At 68.1% G+C, this 24,735-nt stretch carries 23 protein-coding genes; 6 read left to right on the top strand and 17 right to left on the bottom strand.

Translation table 11 applies throughout. From position 1 onward, the window contains the following. Nucleotides 1–35: 35 nt before the first annotated feature. From QE397_RS03055 to QE397_RS03045, 3 genes are read right to left on the bottom strand one after another with little or no spacing between them, the layout of a single operon-like run. Nucleotides 36–1,745: a glycerol-3-phosphate dehydrogenase/oxidase gene (locus QE397_RS03055; RefSeq protein WP_027504787.1), complete on the bottom strand. Its 1,710-nt coding sequence runs from the start codon at nt 1,743–1,745 to the stop codon at nt 36–38. After that, nucleotides 1,742–3,253 carry a glycerol kinase GlpK gene (gene glpK, locus QE397_RS03050; protein WP_307091620.1) on the bottom strand — a complete coding sequence of 504 codons (1,512 nt, stop codon included), beginning with the start codon at nt 3,251–3,253 and terminating at the stop codon, nt 1,742–1,744. The genes QE397_RS03055 and glpK overlap by 4 nt, the downstream gene beginning before the upstream one ends. A gap of 31 nt (nt 3,254–3,284) precedes the next feature. Continuing rightward, the gene (locus tag QE397_RS03045; protein ID WP_307097332.1) at nt 3,285–4,085 is read right to left on the bottom strand and encodes an MIP/aquaporin family protein; all 801 of its coding nucleotides are present in this window, start codon (nt 4,083–4,085) and stop codon (nt 3,285–3,287) included. 191 nt (nt 4,086–4,276) lie between these two features. Here QE397_RS03045 and QE397_RS03040 point away from each other — a divergent pair, with 191 nt between their 5' ends. Beyond that, nucleotides 4,277–5,269 carry a sugar-binding transcriptional regulator gene (locus tag QE397_RS03040; RefSeq protein ID WP_307091618.1) on the top strand — a complete coding sequence of 331 codons (993 nt, stop codon included), beginning with the start codon at nt 4,277–4,279 and terminating at the stop codon, nt 5,267–5,269. Nucleotide 5,270: 1 nt separating this feature from the next. On the opposite strand, the gene QE397_RS03035 is transcribed toward QE397_RS03040, so the two are convergent. Together QE397_RS03035 and QE397_RS03030 are read right to left on the bottom strand one after the other, a co-directional pair. Further along, nucleotides 5,271–6,146 carry a hypothetical protein gene (locus QE397_RS03035; RefSeq protein WP_222639013.1) on the bottom strand — a complete coding sequence of 292 codons (876 nt, stop codon included), beginning with the start codon at nt 6,144–6,146 and terminating at the stop codon, nt 5,271–5,273. A 101-nt stretch (nt 6,147–6,247) separates the two neighbouring features. After that, complete coding sequence (locus QE397_RS03030) at nt 6,248–6,697, bottom strand: Hsp20/alpha crystallin family protein (RefSeq protein ID WP_307091614.1); 450 nt, start codon at nt 6,695–6,697, stop codon at nt 6,248–6,250. Between the two features lie 241 nt (nt 6,698–6,938). On the opposite strand from QE397_RS03030, the gene QE397_RS03025 reads away from it, so the two are divergent. Further along, nucleotides 6,939–7,631, top strand: a complete 693-nt coding sequence (locus QE397_RS03025; protein ID WP_307091612.1) for a tellurium resistance protein — start codon at nt 6,939–6,941, stop codon at nt 7,629–7,631. A 4-nt stretch (nt 7,632–7,635) separates the two neighbouring features. On the opposite strand, the gene QE397_RS03020 is transcribed toward QE397_RS03025, so the two are convergent. The 6 genes from QE397_RS03020 to QE397_RS02995 form a co-directional block, all read right to left on the bottom strand. Next, nucleotides 7,636–9,156, bottom strand: coding sequence for an alkaline phosphatase (locus QE397_RS03020; protein WP_307091609.1), 1,521 nt, complete (start codon nt 9,154–9,156; stop codon nt 7,636–7,638). Between the two features lie 41 nt (nt 9,157–9,197). Beyond that, on the bottom strand, nt 9,198–10,214 hold the full coding sequence (locus tag QE397_RS03015) for a hypothetical protein (RefSeq protein WP_027504779.1): 1,017 nt from the start codon (nt 10,212–10,214) through the stop codon (nt 9,198–9,200). After that, entirely contained in the window at nt 10,211–11,389 is a 1,179-nt protein-coding gene (locus tag QE397_RS03010; protein ID WP_307091606.1) for a sensor histidine kinase, read from the bottom strand. Before QE397_RS03010 ends, QE397_RS03015 begins: the two co-directional genes overlap by 4 nt. Beyond that, complete coding sequence (locus tag QE397_RS03005; protein WP_307091603.1) at nt 11,386–12,018, bottom strand: response regulator transcription factor; 633 nt, start codon at nt 12,016–12,018, stop codon at nt 11,386–11,388. The genes QE397_RS03010 and QE397_RS03005 overlap by 4 nt, the downstream gene beginning before the upstream one ends. Nucleotides 12,019–12,112: 94 nt before the next feature. After that, on the bottom strand, nt 12,113–13,318 hold the full coding sequence (gene kynU, locus QE397_RS03000) for a kynureninase (protein ID WP_307091600.1): 1,206 nt from the start codon (nt 13,316–13,318) through the stop codon (nt 12,113–12,115). Next, nucleotides 13,315–14,160, bottom strand: a complete 846-nt coding sequence (locus QE397_RS02995) for a tryptophan 2,3-dioxygenase (RefSeq protein WP_307091598.1) — start codon at nt 14,158–14,160, stop codon at nt 13,315–13,317. The genes kynU and QE397_RS02995 overlap by 4 nt, the downstream gene beginning before the upstream one ends. Nucleotides 14,161–14,208: 48 nt before the next feature. Here QE397_RS02995 and QE397_RS02990 point away from each other — a divergent pair, with 48 nt between their 5' ends. Then, a complete protein-coding gene (locus tag QE397_RS02990) occupies nt 14,209–15,216 on the top strand; it encodes an alpha/beta hydrolase (protein WP_307091596.1) in 1,008 nt (335 codons plus the stop codon). A gap of 3 nt (nt 15,217–15,219) precedes the next feature. On the opposite strand, the gene QE397_RS02985 is transcribed toward QE397_RS02990, so the two are convergent. Next, nucleotides 15,220–15,621 carry a cupin domain-containing protein gene (locus tag QE397_RS02985; protein ID WP_307091594.1) on the bottom strand — a complete coding sequence of 134 codons (402 nt, stop codon included), beginning with the start codon at nt 15,619–15,621 and terminating at the stop codon, nt 15,220–15,222. 103 nt (nt 15,622–15,724) lie between these two features. Further along, nucleotides 15,725–16,255 carry a TetR/AcrR family transcriptional regulator gene (locus QE397_RS02980; protein ID WP_307091591.1) on the bottom strand — a complete coding sequence of 177 codons (531 nt, stop codon included), beginning with the start codon at nt 16,253–16,255 and terminating at the stop codon, nt 15,725–15,727. Between the two features lie 72 nt (nt 16,256–16,327). Between QE397_RS02980 and QE397_RS02975 the strand changes: the two genes are divergently transcribed. After that, entirely contained in the window at nt 16,328–17,242 is a 915-nt protein-coding gene (locus tag QE397_RS02975; protein ID WP_307091590.1) for an alpha/beta hydrolase, read from the top strand. A gap of 10 nt (nt 17,243–17,252) precedes the next feature. Here the strand turns inward: QE397_RS02975 and QE397_RS02970 are convergent, their stop codons facing one another. Next, complete coding sequence (locus QE397_RS02970) at nt 17,253–18,638, bottom strand: acyl-CoA dehydrogenase family protein (RefSeq protein WP_307091588.1); 1,386 nt, start codon at nt 18,636–18,638, stop codon at nt 17,253–17,255. Between the two features lie 58 nt (nt 18,639–18,696). After that, nucleotides 18,697–21,507: an FAD-binding and (Fe-S)-binding domain-containing protein gene (locus QE397_RS02965; protein WP_307097329.1), complete on the bottom strand. Its 2,811-nt coding sequence runs from the start codon at nt 21,505–21,507 to the stop codon at nt 18,697–18,699. A gap of 482 nt (nt 21,508–21,989) precedes the next feature. Here QE397_RS02965 and QE397_RS02960 point away from each other — a divergent pair, with 482 nt between their 5' ends. Further along, nucleotides 21,990–22,460 (top strand): DUF3558 domain-containing protein, encoded by a 471-nt coding sequence (locus QE397_RS02960; RefSeq protein WP_307091585.1) that lies wholly within the window; start codon nt 21,990–21,992, stop codon nt 22,458–22,460. A gap of 118 nt (nt 22,461–22,578) precedes the next feature. After that, nucleotides 22,579–22,794 (top strand): hypothetical protein, encoded by a 216-nt coding sequence (locus QE397_RS02955; protein WP_307091583.1) that lies wholly within the window; start codon nt 22,579–22,581, stop codon nt 22,792–22,794. Between the two features lie 3 nt (nt 22,795–22,797). Here the strand turns inward: QE397_RS02955 and QE397_RS02950 are convergent, their stop codons facing one another. Together QE397_RS02950 and QE397_RS02945 are read right to left on the bottom strand one after the other, a co-directional pair. After that, a complete protein-coding gene (locus tag QE397_RS02950) occupies nt 22,798–24,063 on the bottom strand; it encodes a DUF4185 domain-containing protein (protein WP_307091581.1) in 1,266 nt (421 codons plus the stop codon). Between the two features lie 258 nt (nt 24,064–24,321). Continuing rightward, nucleotides 24,322–24,723: a hypothetical protein gene (locus QE397_RS02945; protein ID WP_307091579.1), complete on the bottom strand. Its 402-nt coding sequence runs from the start codon at nt 24,721–24,723 to the stop codon at nt 24,322–24,324. Nucleotides 24,724–24,735: the final 12 nt, after the last annotated feature.

Below are 24,735 nucleotides of genomic sequence, written 5' to 3'. Positions count from 1 at the left end.
GGGGAGGGTGTTCTGGTCGTGCGGGGTGCGGAGGGTCAGCCGCCGACGCCCACGCGCACGTCGGGAGCCCCGAGCCGTGCGGCATCGGCGGTCTCGTCGTCCGGCTGCGCCTGCGATTCACGCTCTGCCGCAACGCGCTTACGGTAGTGCTCGATCTCGTCGGACACGTGCTGCTCGTCCCACCCGAGGATGGGTGCGACCAGTCCGGCGACCTCGGCTGCGGCAGCTTCGCCGCGGTCGGCCAACTCGATCGACACGCGGATGCGCCGCGTCAGGATGTCGTCGAGGTGCTGCGCGCCCTCATGGCTCGCGGCGTAGACGGCCTCGGCCTTGAGATAGTCGGGTGCGTTCTCCAGCGGCTTGCCGAGCTCCGGGTTCTGATCGATCAGGTCGAGGACCTCACCGACCAGGGTGCCGTAGCGACCGAGCAGGTGCTCCATGCGTCCGACGCGCATCCCTGCGCGGTCGGCCGCGAGTTGGCGCGCGTTCCAGGCGCCGTAGTACCCGTCGGCACCCACGAGCGGGATCTTCTCCGTGACGCACTCCGGAACCTTGCGCTCCATGTTGTGCACCGCGGAGTCGACCGCGTCCTTCGCCATGACCCGGTACGTCGTGTACTTGCCGCCGGCGATGACGGTGAGGCCACGTACGGGGCTGGAGACGGCATGCTCGCGGGACAGCGTGCTGGTGGAGTCGGATTCGCCGTACAGCAACGGACGCAGTCCGGCGTAGACACCGACGACGTCCTTGTGGTCCAGCGGATCCTGGAGCAGCTTGTTGACGTGCCCGAGGATGTAGTCGATGTCGCTCTTGCTGGCCGCGGGATGCGCCAGGTCGAGCTTCCAGTCGGTGTCGGTGGTGCCGATGATCCAGTGGCTCCCCCAGGGGATCACGAACAGCAGCGACTTCTCGGTGCGGGTGATGATGCCCGTCGAGCTGTTGATGCGGTTGCGCGGCACCACCAGGTGCACGCCCTTGGACGCGCGAACCTGGAACTGTCCGCGACCGCCGACCATCTCCTGGATCTCGTCGGTCCACACACCGGCAGCGTTGATGACCTGCTTGGCGTGGATCTCGAACGACTCCCCCGACTCGAGGTCCGTCGCGACGACGCCGATCACGCGGTCGTCCTCGCGCAGGAAGCCCGTGACGCGAGTGCTGTTGGCGCACAACGCTCCGTAGGCCGCGGCGGTGCGGGCGATCATCATGGTGTGGCGGGCGTCGTCGACCTGGCCCTCGTAGAAGCGCACGGCACCGCGGATGGCGGAGCGCTTGCCCGACGGGAAAGATTCCAGCGTCTTCTTCTTGCCCAGGTGCTTGTGGTGCGAGGGCACACCGCGACCGGCACCCATCACGTCGTAGACGCCGATACCGAGGCCGACGTACGGCCGGTCGATCAGCTTCTCGAGCGGGTAGATGAACGGCACGGGGCGGGCGAGGTGCGGGCACAGGTCGTTGAGGACCAGCGACCGCTCCTTGAGCGCCTCGAAGACCAGCGCGAAGTTGAACTGCTCGAGGTAGCGCAGGCCACCGTGGAACAGCTTGCTGGACCTGCTGGACGTCCCGGCGGCGTAGTCACGCGCCTCGACCAGACCGACCTTGAGGCCACGGGTGACCGCGTCGAGGGCAGCTCCGGTACCGACGACACCGCCGCCGATGACCAGAACGTCCATCTCCTCCGTGGCGAGACGACGGAGTGCTTCCTTGCGTGCTTCGGGGCTGAGAGCTGTTGTGGTGGAATTCATTCGGCATCGACCCAATCGAGTGTTCGTGTGACGGCTTTCTTCCAACCGGCGTAGAGCTTGTCTCGCTCCGCGTCATCCATGGACGGTGTCCATGTCTTGTCCTCGGCCCAGTTCTCGCGGATCTCGTCCTCGCTCGCCCAGAAACCGACGGCCAGGCCCGCTGCGTACGCCGCGCCCAGTGCGGTGGTCTCGGCGACCACCGGCCGGACGACATCCACGTTCAGAATGTCGGACTGGAACTGCATCAGCAGCTCGTTCACCACCATACCGCCGTCGACCTTGAGCACCTCGAGGTCGACGCCCGAATCGGCGTTCATGGCCTCGATGACCTCGCGCGTCTGGTAGGCGGTGGCCTCGAGAACGGCCCGCGCCAGGTGGCCCTTGTTGACGAAACGGGTGAGTCCGACGATGGCGCCGCGGGCGTCGGAGCGCCAGTGCGGGGCGAACAGACCGGAGAACGCGGGCACGAAGTAGGCGCCGCCGTTGTCGTCGACGGAGCGAGCGTCGGTCTCGATATCTGCTGCGGTGGAGATCATTCCGAGGTTGTCACGCAGCCACTGCACGAGCGATCCGGTGACGGCGATGGAACCCTCCAGGGCGTACACCGTCGGCTGGTCGCCGATCTTGTAGCAGACCGTGGTGAGCAGTCCGTTCTTGCTCATCACCTTGTCGGTGCCTGTGTTCAACAGCACGAAGTTGCCTGTGCCATAGGTGTTCTTCGCCTCACCGGGCGACAGGCACGCCTGACCGAACGTGGCGGCCTGCTGGTCGCCCAGGATGCCGGCGATGGGAACACCGCTGAGCGAACCGCGCTCGCGGACATTGCCGTACACCTCGGAGGAGCTGCGGATCTCGGGGAGCATGGACATCGGGATGCCCATGTCCGCACAGATGCCCTCGTCCCAGGACAGGGTGTCGAGATCCATCAGCAGCGTGCGCGAGGCATTGGTGGGATCGGTGTAGTGCAGACCGCCGTCGACACCGCCCGTCATGTTCCACAGGACCCAGGTGTCCATGTTGCCGAAGCACAGCTCGCCGGCGTCGGCCTTCTCCTGCGCGCCCTCGACGTTGTCGAGGATCCACTTGACCTTGGGGCCCGAGAAGTAGGTCGCGAGCGGCAGGCCGGTCTTCGCGGTGTACTTGGTGGCGTCGCCCCCGCCGAGCTTGGTGACGATGCGGTCGGTGCGAGTGTCCTGCCAGACGATCGCGTTGTAGACGGGCTTGCCGGTGGCGCGCTCCCACACCAGCGCGGTCTCACGCTGGTTGGTGATGCCCACGGCCGCGATGTCCGACGGGGTGAGGTCGGCAGCGGCGAGGGCTCCGGCCGAGACACTGCGCACGTTGTTCCAGATCTCGACGGCGTCGTGCTCGACCCAGCCGGCCTGCGGGAAGATCTGCTGGTGCTCACGCTGATCGGCGGCAACGACGGTGCCCTTGTGATCGAAGATCATGCACCGCGTCGAGGTGGTGCCCTGATCGATCGCTGCGACGTAACGGGTTTCGGTCATGAGTGGTTCCCCTGGGTAGTGGAGTGGACGATCATGCGGACTTCTCGGGCAGACGGCTGGGCTCTTGCTCGTCGTCGCCGTCGGGATCGGCCGGCAGGAACCGGCCCACCAGGTTGTCGTACAGCAGGACGCCGATGGGGCCGCCGATGATGGGCCCGAGGATCGGCACCCAGAAGTAGAGGCTGCCGTACTGATCTCGCCATGCCCCACCGTATCCGGTGATGAACGACGCCAGGCGGGGTCCGAAGTCACGAGCCGGGTTGATCGCGTACCCGGCGTTGGTGCCCCACGCGAAGCCGATGGCCACGACGATGAGACCGATGATCAGGGGCGCCATGTTGGCCAGGGGCGGGCTGTTGCGCGTGTCGGTCACGGCGACGATGAGGAAGAGCAGGATCGCGGTGCCGATGATCTGATCGATGAGCGCCGAGCCGAGGCTGACGGGCAGCGTGCCGTTACCCGGGAGCGTCGAGAAGATCGTCTGGGTGGCGGTGGTGTGCTCGGGGTCGATCGCGTTGAGCATGTCGTTGTAGTTCCACCGCACCAGCAAGGCTGCCACGAAGGCGCCGAGTGTCTGAGCGAGGGCGTACGGCGCGACCTTCGACCACGCGAAGCCTCGGAACAACGCGAAGGACAGCGTGACCGCGGGATTGAGGTGGGCGCCGGTGGCGCGGCCGGCGACGTAGACGCCGAACATGACACCCAGGCCCCAGGCCCAGGCGATGGAGTCGTGGTCGCCGAGGCTTCCCGACTCACCACCGGAGACCACCTGCGCCACGACGCCGGCACCGAACAGAATCAGAATCATCGTTCCCGCGAACTCGGCTGCCATCTCTGCGGGCAGCCCCCACTTCGCGCGTTTGTCCGTCACGCCATCTCCCTCGTGTTTGTGATCCAGGCCATAAAGAGCAACTGGAAGCCATGCTAGGTGACATGCACGTTGTCGCAAACCGCGTGCACATATGTGCAACTCGGACCGGATCGCGATACCGCGGCGGTCCAGATGTGGTTTAGCGTGGGCTCATGTCGGAGCTGCAGATCTATGGGGAACCCCTGCTCCCCGACGCGACGGATCCGCGCACGATCGACGCGGTGCAGGCGGCGCGGCTCTACTACTTCCAGGACTTGACGATGGCCGCGATCGGCCGCGAGATGGGCGTCTCCCGCAGCACGGTGTCGCGGCTGATCACCTTCGCCCGCACGTCGGGACTCGTGGAGATCAAGATCAGCACCGCTCTCGGCCAGGCACCCGGGCTCGAGCGTGCCTTCGCCGATCGGTACGGCGTCCGTGCCCACGTCGTGCCTGTTCCGGAGACCGTCAGCGACGTCGATCGCCTGGACCGGGTCGCCATGTTCGCGGGCCGCCTGCTGACGACGTTCTTCGCCTCCGACATGGTCATGGGCGTCGCGTGGGGCACGACGGTGAGCGCGGTCAGTCGACACCTCGCCCCGAAGCGCACCCACAACTCGCACGTGGTTCAACTCAACGGCGCAGCCAACACGCGCACCACCGGAGTGTCCTACGCGACGGACATCGTCCGCACTGTCTCCGACGCGTACGGCGCTCTCCCCCAGGGCTTTCCGGTTCCCGCGTTCTTCGACTACCCGGAGACTCGGCAGATGCTGTGGCGCGAACGCAGCATCAAACGCGTGCTCGACCTGCAGGACCGGATGGACCTCGCCGTGTTCAGCATCGGCGTGCACGGCGGCGCTGTACCGAGCCACGTATACAGCGCGGGTTACCTGGAGAAGTCGGATCTCGAGGAACTCGACCGGGACGGCGTCGTCGGCGACATCGCCACCGTCTTCCTCCGCTCCGACGGCAGCTACGACCGCATCGCGCTGAACGAACGTGCAAGCGGCCCACGCCTGGACCGACTCAAAGCCGTGCCGCGACGCGTGTGCATCGTCGCCGGCGAGTACAAGCTCACCGCGCTGCGAGCGGCCCTCGCGGGAAAGATCGTCACCGATCTCGTGATCGACGACCTCAGCGCGGCGACCCTGCTGCAGGCGTAGGTCAGCCCTTCTTCTTCGTTCCCGGCAGGATGCCCGCGGAGATCACGGCCTTGACGTAGGGGCGCGCGGAGGAGATGAGCTCCTCCGCGTCGTCGACACCGCGCCACGCGGCGGCGGCCATCGCATCGGTGCGGTCCTCGATGTGGCGGTCGAGTGCGACACCGTCGTCCGTCAGCGTCTCGACGCCGTCGGCTGTCGTGACGAGACCGCGCGCGGCGAGACGCTCGGCCGCCGAGTCCCACTGTTCGTCCGACCACTCGCGCGTCAGCTGGGTGATGCGACGCCCCAGCACCCGACGAGCACCGGGCTCGGGATGCTGGGCCTCGTGGAAGACACCGGCCTCCGTCGGATCGAGGTCTGCGTCGAGGAGAGCCGCGAGGTGGCCGTCGCCGCGCCATTCCCGCAGAACCGCGATGGCGTGCCACAACTGCAGGTGCGGGACGTCGGGCGCCGACGACTGATGCCACGCTGCGGACAGTGGGCGGCCGGCGAAGGTGAGCGTGTCGCCGATGCCGTGCAGGCGGTCGGCCAGCGACGTGAGGCCCGGGTCGGACACCGACTCACCCAGCGCACCTCCGAGGACGGTGTCCAGCGCGTCCCATCGGCGCCGAGCCACGGTGTCGAGGCCGGCGGCGATCGCCGCGGGCCAGGAGCGCTCGATCAGCGTGGTGTTGAAGCTGTAGAACGCGGCGGCGACCACCCCGGCGGCACACGGCCCCATCGGCTCGGCGCGCGAGCCCACGTACCAGGCGTGTCCGTCGAGACCCGTGTCCCGGCCCGCCGCTCCGAGTTCGGGATTGAAGTACGCCGAGATGTGGAAGGGCTCGAACGTGCGGTACGCGGCGCGGGCATGGGCGGCTGCCGTGGAGTCGGTCATGGGACGAACCTACTGGGCGCGATGTACCGCGGGACCCCCGAATCGACGACAGCGCTGGACACCCCCTGGTGGGAGTGCCCAGCGCTGAGTCGAGCGCAGCGTCAGGACGCCGAGGCCTCCAGTGTCGTCTGCTCACCGGTGTTCTCGGACTGCGCGATGCTGATCTTGCGCGGCGCGGCGCGCTCGGACAGCGGGATGTGTACGGAGAGAACACCGTTGTCGTACGACGCGGTGATGCGCTCGGTGTCGATGCCGTCACCCAGCGCGAGCTGGCGACGGTAGGTGCCCGTGAAGCGCTCCGAGGTGAGCCACTGCCGGGAGTCGCCGCTCGGTGCCGAACGGTGGGCCGTCACCGTGAGGGTTCCACGGTCGACGTCGAGGTCGATCGAGCCCGGATCCACACCGGGGAGATCCGCGTCGAGGACGTAATGGTCGTCGACCTTGTACAGATCCATCGGCATGAACCGCGGCGAACGGTCGGTGCCCGACCCGGCTCCCAGCAAGCTCGAGGTCACGGCGTCGAGGTCACGGAAAGGATCGAAACGAAGCACAGCAACACACCTCCTGTATCTCGTGGACACCGAGCCCGTCATGCTCGGCTCCTCTGTGCGTGACACCGAATTTAGCACTCTCCACCCGAGAGTGCCAAGTACCCTCCAGAGAATTTTCTGGCCGAAGTTGCTCTCGCAGTGCAGGACTGGTCGACGGTAGGTGCGGCCCGCTCACGGCGACTACGCTGAGGGAAGTGCGCGAAACGGACACCGCCGTTTCCGGAAGAAAGGCCTCCCACCCATGGCGATCGACTACACCAAAAGGCCGTCCACCCCCGCCCCGGCAGCGGGCGGCGTCAATCTGAGCAAGGTGACGCTGTCGAAGGCCGCGCCGACGGTGAATCTGGCCAAGAAAGGTGAGAGCCAGGGCGCGATGCGCGTCAACCTCAACTGGTCGCAGGGCGCGGCCGCACCCGAGCCGAAGAGGAAGGGCTTCCTCGCGAAGCTCGCCGCCGCGTCGTACGGCACCGGCGGCGTCGACCTCGACCTCGGCTGCCTGTACGAGCTGGCCGACGGGTCGAAGGGCGTCATCCAGGCGCTGGGCAAGAGCTTCGGTGCCCTCGAGAGCGCACCGTTCATCCAGCTCGACGGCGACGACCGCTCCGGATCCGTCACGGGCGGCGAGAACATGCACATCAACCTCGCGCGGCCCGACGCCTTCAAGCGCATTCTTATTTTCGCGATGATCTACGACGGCGCCCCGAACTGGGCCGCGGTCGACGGCGTCGTCACGCTGTTCCCCACCAGCGGCCCGCAGGTGGAGGTGCGTCTGGACTCCGACAACAACTCCGCCCGCATCTGCTCCATCGCGCTGATCCAGAACACCGGCCAGGGCATCACGGTCACGCGCGAGGTCGAGTACATCCAGGGCAGCCAGGCGGACCTGGACAAGAAGTACGGCTGGGGCATGCGCTGGGCGGCCGGGCGCAAGTAGCCGGTCAGGGCGCCGGCAGCACCTGCGTGAAGAGAACCGCCCCGGTTCCGTCGCACAGGTTCACCGTCAGCGACCGCGAGTACTTGTCGATCAGCACCTCCCCGAAGTGCTGGAAGGTATCGAGCGGTGAGGCATTCGGCTCCGGCGGTGCGTGCACGAACACCGCCTCCGGGCCGAAGGTGGGATCGAGGTCGTTCGGCCCGAACGCACCCGCGTTGAGAGGCCCGCTGACGAACTCCCAGAATTCGCGGAACTCCTGGTAGGCGGCGCGCTCGGGTGAATACCGATGCGCCGCCGTGTAATGCACGTCGGCGGTGAGCCACACGGTGCCGGTGACGTCGTTCCGGTCGATCGCGGTGAGTACCTGCGCGATGTCGGTCTCCCGACCGAGCGGGGCACCGGGGTCACCGTTGCCGACGCCCTCCTGCGCGGTCTTGCCGTCCGGCACCACGAGCCCCAGGGGGAGGTCGTTGGCGATGATCTTCCACGTGGCGGTCGAGCGCGACAGCTCGTCGATCAGCCACCGCCGCTGTGCATCTCCGAGAATCTCCCCGGTCGGGGCGGTGTTGGCACTGTTCGCGTCCTTGTAGCTCCGCATGTCCAGGACGAAGACGTCGAGCAGCGGACCGTAGGCGATCTTCCGGTACACCCGCCCGTCGACGGCCTCGGCGGGAGCGACCGGGAGCCACTCGTGAAAGGCCTGCAAAGCCCGCTGCGACAACAGGTTCACATCTTTCACGGTGTACTGCTCGAGGTCGAGAATCTCACCGGGATACCAGTTGTTGACGGTCTCGTGATCGTCCCACTGCACCACCTGCGCGACCGAGGAATTGAAGCGCCGGTAGTTGTCGTCGGTGAGGTTGTACGCGTACTGCCCGCGATACTCGTCGAGGGTCTCCGCGACCTTGGACTTGGCCTCGGACATCGTGTTCCGCCACACCCGGCCGTCGGGCAACGTGACGCTCTCCTCGAGCGGCCCGTCGGCATAGATGACGTCGCCGCTGTGCAGGAACAGGTCCGGTTCCCGATCGGCCATCGCTCCGAAGATGGTCATGCCGCCGATGTCGGGATTGATCCCGTAACCCTGGCCCGCCGTGTCGCCGCCCCACAGGAGGCGAATGTTCGACGGGCTGTCGGGAGCCGTGGAGAACACCCCGGTGACGGGCTCCGACGTGGCGCCGTCCTCGCCCTCCAGCGTCACGCGGTAGTGCACTCGCTGTCCCGCCGGCAGACCCGTGAGGCGCAGCACGCCGGTGCCGTCGGACTGCGGTGTGAGGAGAGGTCCCCGCGTCGTCGTGACGGAGGAGAACGCGTCGGTGGCCGACGTGTCGACGATCATCGTCGCGGGCGTGTCCGACCGTGCCCAGACGAGCGCACCATCGGCACGGACGTCGCCGCTCGCGACGCCGTGGGTCAGCGACGGGCGCGCCCGCACCAGGGTGGGCCCGGTGCTGCAGGCGAGCAACGGCGTGGCCGCGGCACCGAGCGCGGCGTAGCGGAACAGGGAGCGTCGCGAGATCTGCATGCTCCGCACCGTGCCGCACGGACTTGAACGGGGCGTGACTCTCAGGAGGACAGCCGGGTGCCCGATCGGTCGAACTCGGCCCGGTGCGTTCCGTCCGCTCCCGTGACCAGGATGGACGCCGCCGAGTCCCGGTCCGGCGGAAGAAGACGCACCGTCACCGCGCTGGTGGAGTCGCTCTCGAGGGCGGTGATCACCGAGGTCACGATGTCGCGATCGACCACGCCGGTCGCGTCCGCGCCGCGGTCGTCGAGCAGGACCACGTCGACTCCCCGACTCCGCGCGGCCCGCGCCGCACTGCTCACCTCGGAGTCGGCCAGTCCCGCGGCACGCAGGGTGTCCCGCAGATGGAACTCGAGAAGACGGCAGCTCAGTCGCTCGTCGTCGGACAGCGGCTCACCCGAGGCGATCCTGGTGAGGAGAGGGCGGGCCAGCTCGTCGAGCCGGGTCAGCTGCAGGTCCCGCTCGTGCAGTGCCGCGGCGGCCGCCGCTTCCTCCGCTGCCTGTCTCGTGGACTCCTCCCGTAGCCGGAAGATGTCCGTGACGGGTGAGCGCAGCGCGAACGCGAAGAACGTGCCCATCAACACCAGCGCGCCGCTGGGCAGCACGTACAGCACGGCGTCGACCGCGCTCTGCTCGGTCAGCAGGCACCAGACGAGCGTGACGACGAAGATGCCGAGGAACCCGGCCCACGCCCACCACGTGCGCCCACGGACACAGAGGAAGGTGTAGATCCCGGCCGCCGTCCCGATCGGCCACATCTGCAGAGGGCTCCCGATCGGCACCGGAAGCGCGGCGAGGACGATCGCACACGACAGCGGGCCGGTGAGCGTGACGGCTGCCGTCGCGCCGAAAGGGATCGGATCGCCCGGGACGCGGAGGAGTGCCGCGACGGACACGGCATGCAGGACGACCGCCACCGCGACGAGCGCCGGCTCGGTGACGCCCTCGAGTGTCGAGGCGGCGGCCAGAACGACACCGGCGACGTTGAAGGCGACCACCACGAAGGCTGCACGCGTGTGCATGCCCAGCAGAGTCGTGACATCGTTCGTTCTGCTCACTGTGCCTCCCACCGCAGTTCGACGACTGTGCCCCGACCCACCGCAGTGCGGAGCGCGGCGGAGCCGCCCGGAAGCCGGTGCATGCGGTCGAGAATGCTGACCCGGACGCCCAGGCGATGTGCCGGTATCGACGACAGATCGAAGCCGGGGCCGTCGTCCGTCACCGTCACCCGGAGTCCGAGTGGGGAGAGCGCAGCCACGACCGACCGGTGGGCATCGGGGCCCGCGTGCCGCAGGCTGTTCCGCATCGCCTCGGCCATGGCGGCGCCCACGGTGCGGACTGTCTCGGCCGGCACAGTCCGTTCCGCCGCATCGGCCTCGAACCGGAAGCTCAGTGTCGCCGATGCGTCCACTGCCGCGGCCGCGGCGCGAAGGTGCGCGACCACGTCCTGCACATCGAAGTCAGCGGCAGGCAGCGTGTTCCGTCGCAACGTGTCGAGCTCCGCCAACGCGACGCTCGCCTGGTCGACGAGACGTTGATCCATCGGACCGCGCGATGCGGCGAGGAGCGTGGACATGACGTTGTCGTGGATCAACCCGTCGAACCGTCGACGTTCGACCGTCCGCGCCTGCACAGCGGCAGAACTGGCGGCCTGCGCGTAGGTGGACTCGCGGGTGCGATCGAGAAGGAAGCCCGTGCGCGACGCCGTGATCGACGCGGCGACGAAGATGAGGCTGAAGCCGAAGCTGTAGACGATGTCGGCCACCAACGGACTCCGGTCACCGGCGTCACGCAGATAGTGGTTGGCCAGTTGGACGCCCGTGACGGCCACCGCGAGATGGAGGAACGCCCAGCGCGGCCTCATCGACACCGCAGCCCCCAGAGAAGCCAGGGCAGGGAAGAGGGAGAACCAGGCAGCCTTCCCGTCGGGCAGGGTCTCGCCCGTCCATCCGAGCGGCCAGGTGAGCAACCCGAGCAGGAAGACCACGGCGCAGGCCGCCGCCAGTGGCCGGAGCGCACGCTGACCCCGCCGGCCGAACGACGCGGCGCCCAACGCCAGTCCGGGTCCGAAGAACAGGACGAGCCCGACCGGAGTCCACCAGGACGCCGACACCCCCTCCAGATCGCGGATGAGCGGAATCGACACGAGCAGGTAGAAGACGTAGCCCACGCCGATGAAGCGGCCGAACATCGTGAGGATCTGATCGGCCGCGCTGCGCTCCGCCGTCGTCACGACTTCCTGCGTCGACGAGGAAACGGCAACCACCCGTCCTCCAGTGCCCGTTTGTAGAGATCGGTCTTGGTCGGGGCAGGCCTGCCGGCGTCGGCGTACTTGAGCCGGATACGACCGAGATAGTCGTTCACCGTCTCGGGCGAGATACCCATGGTCGACGCCACCCGCGTGGCGGTCTCCCCGGCCGCGTAGAGCGTGAGCAGTCGTCGATGCTGCGGGCTCAGATCCACCGCGGCGAGCTCGGGATCCCCGTCGATGGCTGCCGCCCAGTCGATGGTGGGCACCATCTCGCCCCGGGCTGCACTCCGCACGGCGTCCACCACCGACTCGATCGGCTGGGACTTGCGCACGACGCCGAGCACGCCGGCGCGGGCGGCCGAGCGGACCAGGAACGGATCCTCGCCCGAGGTGAGAACCAGCACGTCGAGCCCCCGGGCGCGGATGGCCTCGACGTTGGCCACCGGCGAGGACCCGTCGCGCAGTCGCAGGTCGAGGATGACCAGATCGAGGTCCGTGGTGACGTCGAACAGTTCGGAGACCGTGGGGGCGCTCGCGACGAACTCGAGATCGGGATGATCGGCGAAGGAATCCCGCAGACCACGGACGATCAGTTCGTGATCGTCGACCATTCCGATTCGCGCACGTTCGACCCCCACCGGACCCCCTCAGCCACAAAGTCGTCAGAGCATAACCATCTGACCGGTCGTGTTGTAGTGCCAGGTGTCAGCGCCGGAGCTCCTCGGCGATCGCGAGAACGCCGATGCGCACCTCCTCGAAGCTGGTGCTGAGCGGGCTCAGGCCGAGCCTGATGCCGCTCGGGGCCCGGAAGTCGGGGATGACACCGCGCTTCCACAGCCGCGCCGTGACCTCGCGGAAATCGGGGTGATCGAGCGTGACGTGTCCCCCGCGCTCGTCCGCGTTCTCCGGCGAGGCGATCTCCACGCCCAGTGGCACCAGGTCCGAGCGCACCAGCTCGAGCGCGTACTCGGTGAGAGCGACCGACTTCGCGCGGATCGCGTCCATGCCGACCTCGCCGATCATGGCGAGCGTGTCCTGCATCGCGATCATGCCGAGCACCGGCGGGGTGCCGCTGATGACGCGTCGCACGCCCTCGGCCGGGACGTATCCCTGCTCCATGGCGAAGGCGTCGGCACGCCCCATCCATCCCCATACGGGCTGCCGAAACTCGGGCAGATGCTCCGCGCGGACGTAGGCGAACGCGGGCGAGCCGGGACCACCGTTCAGGTACTTGTAGGTGCAGCCGACGGCGAGATCGACACCCCACTCGTCGAGACGGAGCGGCACGGATCCCACCGAGTGCGACAGGTCGAGCACCACCAGGGCGCCGACGTCGTGCGCGACACGGGCCGCCGCGGACGCGTCCGCGAGAAAGCCCGAGCGGTAGGCGACATGACTGAGAAGCACGAAAGCTGTTCGCTCGGTGACGACATCGGCGATGTCCGCAGTCCGTACGCCCGACCGCCGGTCCGAGTCGATCCACACCAGCGTCAGGTTGAGTTCGGACGCGATGGACTCGAGGACGTAGCGATCGGTCGGGAAGTTGTCGCGATCGAGCACGATCTCGGTCCGGCCCGGCCTCAGCGCCGCCGCCCCGCGCGCGATCTTGTAGAGCAGGACGGTGGTGGAGTCACCGATGACGGTCTGCCCGGGTGCTGCACCCAGGGCCACCCGACCGAGCGTGTCGCCCAACGTGATGGGCAGCTCGAACCATTCCTCGTCCCACCCGCGGATCAGCCGGCCACCCCAGTCCTGCGTCATGAACGTCGAGACACGCTCGATGCTCGCCGTCGTCGGCCGACCGAGCGAATTGCCGTCGAGATAGGACACGACAGGATCGGCGTCGTCGGTGTGGAAGCGAGAGCGGTACTCGCGCAGGGGGTCCCGTGCGTCGAGGTCTGCTGCGGTCATGACTGTCCGATCTCGGTGCGGGCGGCGAACAACTCGGGGAAGAACGTCAACTCGAGGGCACGCTGGAGGAAGCCGACACCACTGGAGCCTCCGGTACCGCTCTTGTGCCCGATCGTACGGAGCACTGTGCGCATGTGCCGGAACCGCCAGAGCTGAAAGTTCTCCTCCAGGTCGACGAATTCCTCGAACGCCTCGTACGCGGCCCAGTTCTCGGTCGGGTTCTCGTAGACGTGCGTGATGAGCGGCATCAGGTCGTCGTTGCGGGAGTAGGGCGCGGTGACATCGCGGTGCAGCGCGCTGGCCGGGACGTCGTGGCCGGCACGCGCCAAGCAGCGCCACAACGCATCGTAGACACTGGGTTCCTGGTGCACACGAGTAAGCAATTCCGTTGCTGTGGGGTCGGATTCGAACACCGTGAGCATGGCGTCGTTCTTGTTGCCGAGCACGAACTCCACCGCGCGATACTGAGCGGACTGGAACCCGGAGGAGTTCCCGAGGAAGCCGCGGAACTGTGCATACTCCGTCGGCGTGAGCGTCGCGAGTACCGACCATTGTTCGGTCAGCGTCTTCTGGATGTGCTTGACCCGGGCGACACATTTGAGCGCGAACCCGAGATCGTCGGCATCGAACGCATCGCGCGCCGCAAGAAGTTCGTGCAGGACCAGCTTGAACCACAGCTCGGTGGTCTGATGCTGGATGATGAACAGCAACTCGTCGTGATGCTCCGGGACACTCACCGGCTTCTGCGCACTGAGCAGAGTGTCGAGATCGAGGTACGCCCCGTAACTCATCCGCTCGCGGAAATCGGTGACGATGTCCTTCTCGATGGCGCGCTCGTCCATTGCTCCTCTTTCGTCGATTCCCCCGAGCCTAGGACGTAGATTCGAGGGATGAGCGAGTCCTCGGAACGAATCGACGTCGTCCTGCACCCGGACGCCGTTCGAGACCTCGGCACGGTGACCGACCTGGTGCAGTCCGCGCTCGCTGCGCGCGGCGCCACCGGGGAGGTCCACGTGTCGGACGACGTCTCCGTGGCATCCGGTGACGTGATCGTGGTCCCGACCGCGGTTGGACGCGTCGGCACGCAGGCGAGCGACCGGTGTGTGGTGCGTGTCGACTACGGCTACGTGGCCGCGGACCTCTCGGCGGGCCTGCACGCCCACATTCGCGGACGGGGACTCGGCGGGCTGCGCTACGCCGTCGACAGGATTCACCATCACCGACTGCACCCGGCGACCGTCGAGTCGTATGGGGCGCACCCCGAACAGTTCGCCGAGGTGCGGGGGACGAGCGGGCCGGTCGTCGCCCTGATCCACGGCGGCTATTGGCGGGCACCGTGGCGACTCGACTCCCTCGACGCCGCGGCCATCGATCTGGCCGACCGCGGCTACGTCACGTGGAACGTCGAGTACCGCAGCCCCGACGAGCACGGGTGGGAGACGACGACGGCGGATGTCGCCGCGGCCCTGAAGCACGCTGGTGCGCAGGCCGTCCTCGGCCATTCGGCAGGAGGACAGCTCGCGATGCGCTGGGCCGCGGATGCCCGTCCCGCACTGGCCGTGAGTCTCGCCGGAGTCCTCGACCTGAAGATCGCCGACGACCGCGGCCTGGGTGACGGCGCGGTGCGTGCAGCCCTGGGCTCGCGGTACACGGATGCTCACGCGGAGTCGTCCCCCCGAGCGCTACTGCCACTCGGGGTTCCGCAGATCGTGGTGGTCGCGGCGTCGGACGATCCGAACCTGAACGACATCGGCCGCGAGTACGTCACCGCAGCATCGGCCGCAGGTGACGATGTCACGCTTGTCGAGGGCCCGGGAGACCACTTCAGTGTCGTCGACCCGCGGTCGGAGATCTGGCCCGCCATCGTGGAGCGGATCGAGGGACGACTCCCCCGCTGATCGTCACTCGTGCGCGGTGTACTCCGCGTCGGTGACGGGGTCCATCCACACGACGACGTCGTGCTCGTCGTCGCCCTCGTTGATGGCGAGGTGCACCATCAGGCGATCCGGTGCGGCGCCGTGCCAGTGCACCTCGTCGGCCTCGAACAGCACGCGGTCGCCGGGACGGATGACCTCGACCGGCCCACCCTGCCGCTGGCACAGACCGACGCCCTCGGTGACGAACACTGTCTGGCTCAGCGAGTGGCGGTGCCAGTGCGTGCGCGCCCCCGGCATGAAGTGGACCAGGTTGGCGGAGACCCGCGACGGGGCCGGAGCTGCGGCGACGGCGTCGATGTAGACGTCGCCGGTGAACCAGTCGGCCGGACCCTTGGTGGTCGCGATCGAGCTTCGGGTGATCTGCATGCGCGGTTCCTCTCGTCGGTGGTGCTGGTGTCCAGCATTCGCGGTGCCGGTCCACGGGGGAAGTCCCTGCCGAGGAGCGCCCCCGGCAGGGCACCCCGGTCGTCTAGGTGAACAGGGCGTCGACGATCGCAGCCTTGTCGGCAGCGCTCTGCGGATGCGTCAGCATGCCCTCGACGGCGAACACCACGACCTTGGTCCGCGCGGCGATCCGCTCCTCGGCGACGCCGACGTGGCGCAGCTCCTCCGCGACCAGCGCATCGGCCATGGCATGGAAACCGTTGTGCCACTCGTCGATCGGAGCCGACACCGCAGCGCGGGCGTGAACGGTGTCCACCAACCGGTGGTAGCGCTCGAGTTCGGTCACCACCCACGTCAGCCGTTCCTGCGGTGACGTCACCTCCAGCCCTGCGAAGCGCGTCAACGCCGTCGCCGTGATCTCGGTGAGGGCGGCGACGAGCAGTTCGTCCTTGTCGGAGAAGTACCAGTAGATGGTGTTGGGCGTGACGCCGGCGCTCTGCGCTATCCGGCTCAGCGGGGTGCCGTCGAATCCGGCCTCGACGAACAGGGCCGTCGCGGCGTCGACGATCTCGGCCCGCTTTTCTTCCCGATCCTGCGGACGTCTGTTCCGAGGCATGCGGTCACCCTATCTTGATGCTCGATCAAGACGCTGCTACGTTCTCTTGAACGTCAATCAAGAGGAGCCCGCATGCCTGACACCGTTCGCGACGACCTGTGGTTCGACTCCGGTTCCGATCGCTGCGCGATCTCGGTCCTCCGACCTGCCGGGCTCGACGGTTCCGCGCCGATCATCGTCATGGCCCACGGCTTCGGATCGGTGCGCGCGTTGCGCCTCCCCGCCTACGCGGACCAGTTCGTCCAGGCGGGCTACGTCGTCGCGCTGTTCGACTACCGGCACTTCGGCGACAGCGAAGGAACCCCACGGCAGCTCCTGGACGTGCGCAGGCAGCTCGAGGACTGGCGCAACGCGCTGGCCTTCGCCCGGCTACTCGACGGCGTCGACCCCGACCGCGTCGTCGCATGGGGCACCTCGTTCGGCGGTGGCCACGTCCTCACCCTGGCGGGCACGGGCGAACGACTGGCCGCGATCATCGCGCAGGTCCCGCACGTGGACGGCATCGCCGCCGTGCGCTCCGCCGGCCTGCGCCAGACCCTGCGTCTCGCACCGGCGGCCCTCTCGGACCAGATCCGGGCTCTGCTCGGTCGCGAGCCCCGCTACATCGACTCGATCGGTGAACCCGGCGCCCTCGCCGCCATGGTCTCGCCCGACGCCGCCGTCGGACGTGACCGCCTTCTCGAGGCGTCGGGACTGCAGACCGGTGACTACCCCGAGACGGTCGCCGCCCGCATCCTGCTCCACATCGGCCTGTACTCGCCGGGGAAGACGGCCGCGAACATTCAGTGCCCCGCCCTCGTCCAGATCGCCACGAACGACGCCATCACCCCGACGGACATCGCGCTGCGCACCGCACGAAAGATTCCCCGCGCCACCGTGGTGACGTACGAGGGTGGTCACTTCGATCCCTACGTCGAGCCGCTCTTCCCCCGGATCATCGCCGACCAGCTGGCATTTCTGCGGGAGGCCGTGCCGATCCCGCGATGACTCACCGGGACTACTTGCGGCCGGGCGGCTGCAGGAACTTCATGGCGCCGCGCAGGACCGGCTCGGGCACCTTGTCCTTGGCCGCCATCGCCTTGTCCATCACCTTGGTGCGCGTCTCGGTTCCGCGGCCGAAGGCCTTGTTGAGCGCTGAGCCTTCGGCATCCATCTGTACGTGCAGCGGGGGAGCGCCGTCCTGCTGCGCGATCGCATTGCTGATGACGACGCGCTGGATCTCGCTGGTGCCCTCGAAGATGGTGTACAGCTTGGCGTCGCGGTACCACTTCTCCACCGGGTGGTCGGTGATGTAGCCCCACCCGCCCATCGTCTGGATCGCCCGCTCGGTGGAGGCCACCGCGACCTCGGTGGCGGCGAGCTTGGCCATCGACCCCTCGCCGCGCTCGAAGGCGACACCCGTGGCCGCCATCCAACTGGCGCGCCACGTCAACAGGCGCGCCGCGTCGATCCGCATCGCGAGATCCGCCAGCGGGAAGGCGATGCCCTGGTTGTCGATGATCGGCGACCCGAACGCCTCACGCTCGTTGGCGTACTTCGTCGCGTACTCCAGTGAGGCACGGGCGATTCCGAGGGCCTGAGCGGCCACCATCGGTCGCGTCTGCTCGAGCGCTCCGAGAGTGGCGGAGCGACCTCTGATCCCGGTCTTCTCCGCCTCGCGGGCCTTGGCCAGCTTGTGCTCGAGCTTGTCGAGGCCGCCCAGGAGGTTGGCGCCGGGAACGCGGACACTGTTGAACTTCAGCTCCGCGGTGTGCGAGGCGCGGCACCCCAGCTTGTCGAGCTTGCGCACGAGTTCCAGTCCGGGGGTCCCGCCGGGGACGATGAACAGGGCCTGGCCCTTGTGACCGAGTTCCGGGTCCACATTGGCGTTGACCACATGCACGTCCGCGATGCCGCCGTTGCCGATCCACATCTTGTGGCCGTCGATGATCCAGTCGTCGCCGTCCTGCCGCGCGGTGGTCCGCAGGTTGCGAACATCGCTGCCGCCCTCGGGCTCGGAGATGGCGAGCGCCGCCAACTTCAGATCGTCGGGGGTGCCGAAGCACTGTGGAGCCCACTCGAGCATCTGCTCCGGCGTCGCCGCCTGGCCGATGGCCGACAGCGCGAGCGCCGGCATCACCACCGCGAGACCGATTCCCGCGCAACCCCAGAACAGTTCCTCCATGAACACCGGCAGCGACAGGCCGGTCGGATCACCGATGAGGTCGCGGTAGAACAACGGCGAATAGAACCCCGCGCGGGCCGCCTCCTGCAGCACCGGCCACGGGAACTCCTGCTCCTTGTCGTAGTGCTGAGCAACGGGCCGAACCACGTTCTCGGCGAAGTCGTGAGCACGGCCGACCAGCTCGTGTTGGGCCGGTGTGAGCGTCAGATCGAAAGCCATCATGTCCCCCCAGGACGTAGTTGCGCCGGGAGTACCCCGCCCCGGCGAGTGTTACACGTCACTCCGTTTCATCGGGCAATGCGTTCGCGAACAGTTGCGCGAGGTGCTCGCCGCGACGATCCGTGAGATCCGACAGCTGGGTGCGGCAGGAATAGCCGTCGGCCAGGATCGACGCGGTGTCCGCTGCCGACTGCATCGCCGGCAGAAGTTGCTGACCGGCGATGGTGACCGAGACGTCGTAATGCCCCTTCTCGACGCCGAAATTCCCGGCGAGCCCGCAGCAACTACCGAGGCGCTGCACATCGGCGCCCGCTCTCTCGAGCAGAGCCGCGTCTGCGCCCCAGCCCATCACGGCGTGGTGGTGACAGTGCGGCTGCGCCACCACCTCTCGGCCGTTCAGGGACGGCGGTTCCCACCCGCGCTCGGTGAGCAGTTCGGCCAGCGTGCGGGTGGCATCGGCGACCGGCGCGGCGCGCTCCTTACCGAGCAGTTCCGTTGCGTCGCTGCGAAGTACACCTGTGCACGACGGTTCGATACCCACGATGGGAACACCGCCGTCCGACGCCTCGGTCAAGGCGTCCACGGTGCGTCCCAGGATGCGCTTCGCGGCATCCAGTTGACCGGTCGAGATCCACGTGAGACCGCAACACTGCTGCTTCTCGGTCAGCCGGGGCCGGTAGCCCGCCGACTCGAGCACACGCACCGTCGCGCGGCCCACCTCGGGCGTGAAGTGATTGGTGAAGGAGTCGACGAAGAGCACGACGGGATCACCGGTCGTGGGCCGGTGCGATTCGTGAAACCACTGCCGGAACGTCCTCGGGGCGAACTCGGGTATCGAGCGACGCGGATCGATGCCCGCCGCCCGCAGTGCAAGCGGCCCCACCCCCGGAAGCCGCGCCGCAGCGTTGACGGCGCGCGGCGCCCGAGCGGCGACAGCAGCCCAGCGCGGGAGCCACCCGAGCGAGTAGTGCGCCACGGGGCGTAGCCGACGTCGGTAGCTCTGGTGCAGCACCTCCGCCTTGTACGACGCCAAGTCGACACCGGTCGGACAGTCCGAGGCACATCCCTTGCAGGACAAGCACAGATCCAGGGCATCGTGCACCTCGGGCGAGCGCCACCCGCCGGTGACGTCGGAGCCGTTGATCATCTCCTGCAGTACCCGGGCGCGCCCGCGGGTGGAGTCCTTCTCCTCCCGAGTCGCCAGGTACGACGGGCACATCACCCCGCTGGTGCCGGCGGTGTCCGCGCGGCACTTGCCGACGCCCGTGCACCGGTGCACGGCCTGACTGAAGTCGCCGCCGTCCTCGGCGTAGGCCATCGCGAGCAGCGTCCGAGGCTTTGCGGACGGGACACGGAGATCCGCATCGAGTGGTCGAGGATCCAGGAGCACACCGGGATTGAGGATGCCGTCGGGATCGAACACATGCTTGACGGCACCGAACAACGCGAGTGCGTCCGCCGAGTACATCAGCGGCAAGAGCTCACTGCGCGCACGGCCGTCGCCGTGCTCACCGGACAACGACCCGCCGTACCGCGCCACCAGCGTGGCGGCGTCGACGAGGAACCGGCGGAACACCCCTGTCCCACCGGGCTTGTCGAGCGGCAGGTCGATGCGCACGTGCAGGCACCCGTCACCGAAGTGCCCGTACGGCAGCCCGGTCACCCCGTACTGCGTCATGAGGTCGTCGAAGTCGCGCAGGTATCGGCCGAGCGAGGCCGGCGGTACCGCCGCGTCCTCCCACCCGGCGTGTGCCGGCAACCCCGCGGGACTGCGCCCCGCGAGTCCGGCTCCGTCTGCTCGGATCTGCCACAGCCGAGCGGTGCGTTCCGCGTCGGTGACCACCAGGGAGTCGACCGCTCCGCAGCCGCGTGCGACCGCGTCGGCTCGGTCCGTGGCCTGCTCGCGGGTATCGCCGACGACCTCGACGAACAACCACGCGGCGCCGCCGGGAAGCGGCGGAACCGCATGGGGTCCGCGGCGTTCGCGGACGACGTCGACGATGCGCGAATCGATGCCCTCGCATGCGGTGGGCGTGAACGTCAGGACGGTGGGCGCGGCGTCACCGGCGGTGGCGATGTCCGGGTACCCGAGAACGACGAGGATGCGGAACGCAGGCTCCGTCACCAAGTCGACGGTGGCGCGCGTGGTGACCGCGAGCGTGCCCTCGCTGCCCACCAGCATCCGGCGGACGTCGAAACGGTTCTCCGGCAACAGGTTCTCCAGCGCGTAGCCGGAGACCTGGCGGCCGAACGTACCGAATTCCGTTCGGACGGTTCCGAGTCCGCCGGCGACGATCTGCCGCAGCGCGTCGAGAGTCGGAGACGTGGTGTCCCTCGGCAGGTGCAGCTGCTCCCCGCTGCCCGTCACCACGTCGAGCGAGGAGACGTTGTCGGAGGTCCGGCCGTAGCCGAGAGTGCGCGAGCCGCACGCGTTGTTCCCGATCATGCCGCCGACGGTGCAGCGCGTGAAGGTGGACGGGTCGGGACCGAACCGCAGCCCGTGCTGCGCCGCTGCCCTCTGCACCACCGACTGCACGGCGCCGGGTTCGACAGTCGCGGTGCGCGCCTCGGGGTCGACGTGGAGCACCCGGTTCAGGTGCCGACTGACGTCGAGCACAACCCCGGTACCCACCGCGTTGCCGGCCACGGACGTGCCGCCGCCGCGCATGGTCAGCGGGACCCCGGTCTCGCGGCACACCGCGACGGCCGCCGCGATGTCCTCGGTGCGACGGGGCCGCGCGACGACGAGCGGGTGCACGCGGTAGAGCGACGCGTCGGACGAATAGGCGGCGCGGGTCGTGCCGTCGGTGAGCACGTCGTCGAGGCCCCCGCGGCGCAGTGCGCGGGCGCAGTCCTCGGCGGAGATCACCGTGTCGACGCTACCGGGCCGGGTGGGCGGGGGTGTGGGGTTGGCGGGGGCGAAGCGGGTGGGTGCGGGGCGGGCGGGTGCCGGCGCGGGTGGGTGGGTGCCGGCGCGCACTGCGCGGCAGTACGCGCAGGCCGTGCCTGCGCACGGTGCTGGGCGGTGAGCGGATGGTGGTGCTCGCTTGTCCGCGCACGCTCCGGTCGGGTGCGCCGGTTGTGGTGAGCGGGGGTGCTGACGGTCGCGCGGATCGGCGCGTCGGTCGGCGCCGCAGACGCGCACCGTGCAGCAGTACGCGCAAGTCCGTGGCCTGCGCGCAGTGCTGGGAGCTGCGCGGCCAGCGGTCGCGGCGGATCCGAGCACCGTTCGGACACCCGCGCCGGTTGGACCGCGCGCGGCTGACCAGAACCCGCGCGGATCCGCATGGGAACCGCCGGGCCGCTGACCGCGTCCAAGTTCGAGTGCGATGGATTCGAGGTGGGGTGGCCGTGGCTGCGCTCGTGTTCTGCGGCGCCTGCTCCCCCGGCGTCTCGGGCGAACCCGTCGCGGAGCTGTGGGATCCGTGCACCATTCCGAGTGACGCCGTGGCGGCTGCGGGCGTGAACGCGGAGATCGTCGACTCGGGTCAGTTCGATCAGGGAAACAGTCAGTGGCGGTACTGCTCGTTCCGGCAGGACTGGTTCGTCCTGACCATCTCGTCGACGACCACAGCGATATCAGAGTTCCGCGGAGACAGCCGATCCGTGAACCAAGAGGATATAGATATAGGCGGGCGCCCAGCGCTCAGCTTCCAGCAACTTCCGGGAACTCTCGACGAGGCCTGCCACATCGCGTACGCATCGACCGCAGGGGCAATTGAGTTCGCCGTGAGAAACGCGGGTGATCCATCAACTGTCGGCGACTACTGCGCAAAAGCCAGGCGCATTTCAGGCGCTCTCGAGAGCGCGACACCACCATGACGGGGGCACCGTGACAGGGTTGAACGAGCTCGAAATAACCACGGAGGCCGCGGAGCGATGTGCCCGTGCGTGCGCAGAATTCGCCGAAGGCATCACCGCCGTGAGGTCGACCATCCAAGTGCAGGACTTCGCACAGGGCTTCGGAACCCTCCCCTCCGGCCAGGCGCTGGCGCGCAAGTACTCCGAGCTCGCGGTGGGTGGGCCGGGGTCTTTGTCGACCTTGCTTCAGGCGCACATCGCGATCGCGTCGTCGCTCGCAGACACCTTCACAGAGATGGGTCGGAACTACGAGTCCACCGACAGCGAAGCGGCACAACGCATCACGCCGAAGTAGCCTTCACTTCAGCGCATCGAGATCCGTCTTCAACAGCATCACGTTGTAGTCGGACCAGCGCGAGGCAGTGAAGTACAGGTCACGCCCACTCGACTTCGGGTGGATGTACGGGGCGTAGACGCCGCCGATGGTCTCCGCACGCCCGAGCAGAGTTGTCATCGGGCTCCACGGTCCCTGCGGATCCGTGGCGGTGCGGGCGACGATCGAGCCCTGGTTCTCGTCGCCGTAGAGCATCACGTACTTCTTCAGGTACGCGTTCCACGAGACGCTGAGCTCGCTGACCGGTTCGTCGACGACCTTCTTCGAATCGGCGACATCGGTCGACCACGGGCGCGCGACATCACCGGTGGAATACTCGTACTTCGTCAGATCGAGGATGTCCGCCGGTTGCACACGGGCGAGAAAGGCTGCACCGAAACGGCCGTTGGGCGTTCCGAACTGGTACAGCCAGCCGTCGGGACCCTTGGCGTATGCGTTCATCTGGAATCGGCCGTTGGCCTCGTTGACCTGAGCGACACCGGGAATCGTGACGCCCTTGTTGACGCGAATGGTCATCGGGTCCGTCGTCCAGCTCTGCCCGTTGTCCCTCGACGTCGCGATGGCCGAGAAGTTGGTGACCCACCGGCCGGGGTCTCCCCAACTCTGCACGGACATGTAGTTCAGGTACTGCACACCGTCGATGGCAATGGCGGCCGTCGGGATGGTGGTCACCTCGATCTCCGGCAACCGCAGCGTCGGGACGATCTGCTCGGCGTACCGAGGCGTCGCCGGCAGGACGATGGAGCCGGACGCACTGTCGCCGGGCACGGCGTCGGGAACGGTGATGCCGTCGGAGAGGTTGTCGTCGCTGGATCGCAGCAGCAGGTTGTTGCGCCACTGCTGCCCGTTCACCGAGCAGTTGCCGAAGGAGTCACCGAACGCCATGAGCGTCTGGCCTGCGCCGTTGTCCCAGCTGATGCCGAGATCGGTACCCGAGATGCCGAAACGGTCGTACGTGTTGTTGGCGCTGAGAGGTCCGGTCACCCACCCCACGGACTGTGTGTTCCCACTGCGGATCGGGGCGAGCGGCTGCTGAGTCCCGCGCGGGTTGCTGCCCCCGCCGCCACTCGATCCGCTGCTACCGAAGAAGCCGCCCAGCAGAGACGAGCCGGGGCCACCGAGACCACCGCACGGTTCCGCGGACGCGACCGGTGCCGACAGCACACCCAGACCGCTGGCCACCAACGTCAGCGCGGCCCCCACCGCGATCTGCCGACTTCGTGCTCGCATACTCCGACCCCCACCGATCGACTGTGTGACTCACGTGACTCATGTGACTGATGTGGTGAGTGTTACCGAAAAGTGGGCATGCCGCAACAAATGCGTGTGTCGGTACTTGACAAATGAGAATTACACGGTGGGTATTTCAGCCGCACAATGAGGGCGGCCGGTGCGCCCCCGACGGACGCACCGGCCACGAGGCCCACGTCGGTCCGCGGACTCCAGTCCAGTGTGCCCCTCGGACCGGACGGTATGCCGAGTCCTGAGTCACAAGCGTTTCGCGTGCACGCTGTCGAGCACCAGAAGAGCCGCACCCTGAACGACGACGGCGGCACCGTGCCCGGAGGACTGCTCCGGCGTCACCCTCCCGCCGAAGGTGGGCCGGTGGTACAGGAGATGTGCACCCAGGGCGACATAGACGACGTCGAGTCCGGTGTTGATCCACAAGGTCTTCCGCAGCTTGTCGGCCGCAACCTCGGTGGACCGGGCCGCCCCGATCCCGGCGATGGCGAGATCGATGGCACCCCAGCCCGCGGTCTGGATGCCGAAAGCACGGACCGCGGGAGAGCCGCCGCCCAACGCTGCGGCGGCACCGACCGCGACACTGCCGCCGCCCCACCAGAGAAGCCGTCGACCGAGATCCTTCGCGACACTGTGTGCTGACGTCATGGACACCAGTGT

It is taken from the genome of Rhodococcus sp. SORGH_AS_0301, assembly GCF_030818285.1.
GTDB lineage: Bacteria > Actinomycetota > Actinomycetes > Mycobacteriales > Mycobacteriaceae > Rhodococcoides.
This window is presented reverse-complemented; position numbering and strand designations above follow the sequence as displayed.

What these genes read in the sequence shown, in the direction of transcription:
- QE397_RS03005 (WP_307091603.1), bottom strand. Translation starts at nt 12,018, where the DNA reads ATGGTCGACGATCACGAACTGATCGTCCGTGGTCTGCGGGATTCCTTC.
- QE397_RS02990 (WP_307091596.1), top strand. Translation starts at nt 14,209, where the DNA reads ATGAGCGAGTCCTCGGAACGAATCGACGTCGTCCTGCACCCGGACGCC.
- glpK (WP_307091620.1), bottom strand. Translation starts at nt 3,253, where the DNA reads ATGACCGAAACCCGTTACGTCGCAGCGATCGATCAGGGCACCACCTCG.
- kynU (WP_307091600.1), bottom strand. Translation starts at nt 13,318, where the DNA reads ATGACCGCAGCAGACCTCGACGCACGGGACCCCCTGCGCGAGTACCGC.
- QE397_RS02970 (WP_307091588.1), bottom strand. Translation starts at nt 18,638, where the DNA reads ATGGCTTTCGATCTGACGCTCACACCGGCCCAACACGAGCTGGTCGGC.
- QE397_RS03020 (WP_307091609.1), bottom strand. Translation starts at nt 9,156, where the DNA reads ATGCAGATCTCGCGACGCTCCCTGTTCCGCTACGCCGCGCTCGGTGCC.
- QE397_RS02975 (WP_307091590.1), top strand. Translation starts at nt 16,328, where the DNA reads ATGCCTGACACCGTTCGCGACGACCTGTGGTTCGACTCCGGTTCCGAT.
- QE397_RS02985 (WP_307091594.1), bottom strand. Translation starts at nt 15,621, where the DNA reads ATGCAGATCACCCGAAGCTCGATCGCGACCACCAAGGGTCCGGCCGAC.
- QE397_RS03025 (WP_307091612.1), top strand. Translation starts at nt 6,939, where the DNA reads ATGGCGATCGACTACACCAAAAGGCCGTCCACCCCCGCCCCGGCAGCG.
- QE397_RS03035 (WP_222639013.1), bottom strand. Translation starts at nt 6,146, where the DNA reads ATGACCGACTCCACGGCAGCCGCCCATGCCCGCGCCGCGTACCGCACG.
- QE397_RS03045 (WP_307097332.1), bottom strand. Translation starts at nt 4,085, where the DNA reads ATGGCAGCCGAGTTCGCGGGAACGATGATTCTGATTCTGTTCGGTGCC.
- QE397_RS02945 (WP_307091579.1), bottom strand. Translation starts at nt 24,723, where the DNA reads ATGACGTCAGCACACAGTGTCGCGAAGGATCTCGGTCGACGGCTTCTC.
- QE397_RS03040 (WP_307091618.1), top strand. Translation starts at nt 4,277, where the DNA reads ATGTCGGAGCTGCAGATCTATGGGGAACCCCTGCTCCCCGACGCGACG.
- QE397_RS02980 (WP_307091591.1), bottom strand. Translation starts at nt 16,255, where the DNA reads ATGCCTCGGAACAGACGTCCGCAGGATCGGGAAGAAAAGCGGGCCGAG.
- QE397_RS02995 (WP_307091598.1), bottom strand. Translation starts at nt 14,160, where the DNA reads ATGGACGAGCGCGCCATCGAGAAGGACATCGTCACCGATTTCCGCGAG.
- QE397_RS02950 (WP_307091581.1), bottom strand. Translation starts at nt 24,063, where the DNA reads ATGCGAGCACGAAGTCGGCAGATCGCGGTGGGGGCCGCGCTGACGTTG.
- QE397_RS03055 (WP_027504787.1), bottom strand. Translation starts at nt 1,745, where the DNA reads ATGAATTCCACCACAACAGCTCTCAGCCCCGAAGCACGCAAGGAAGCA.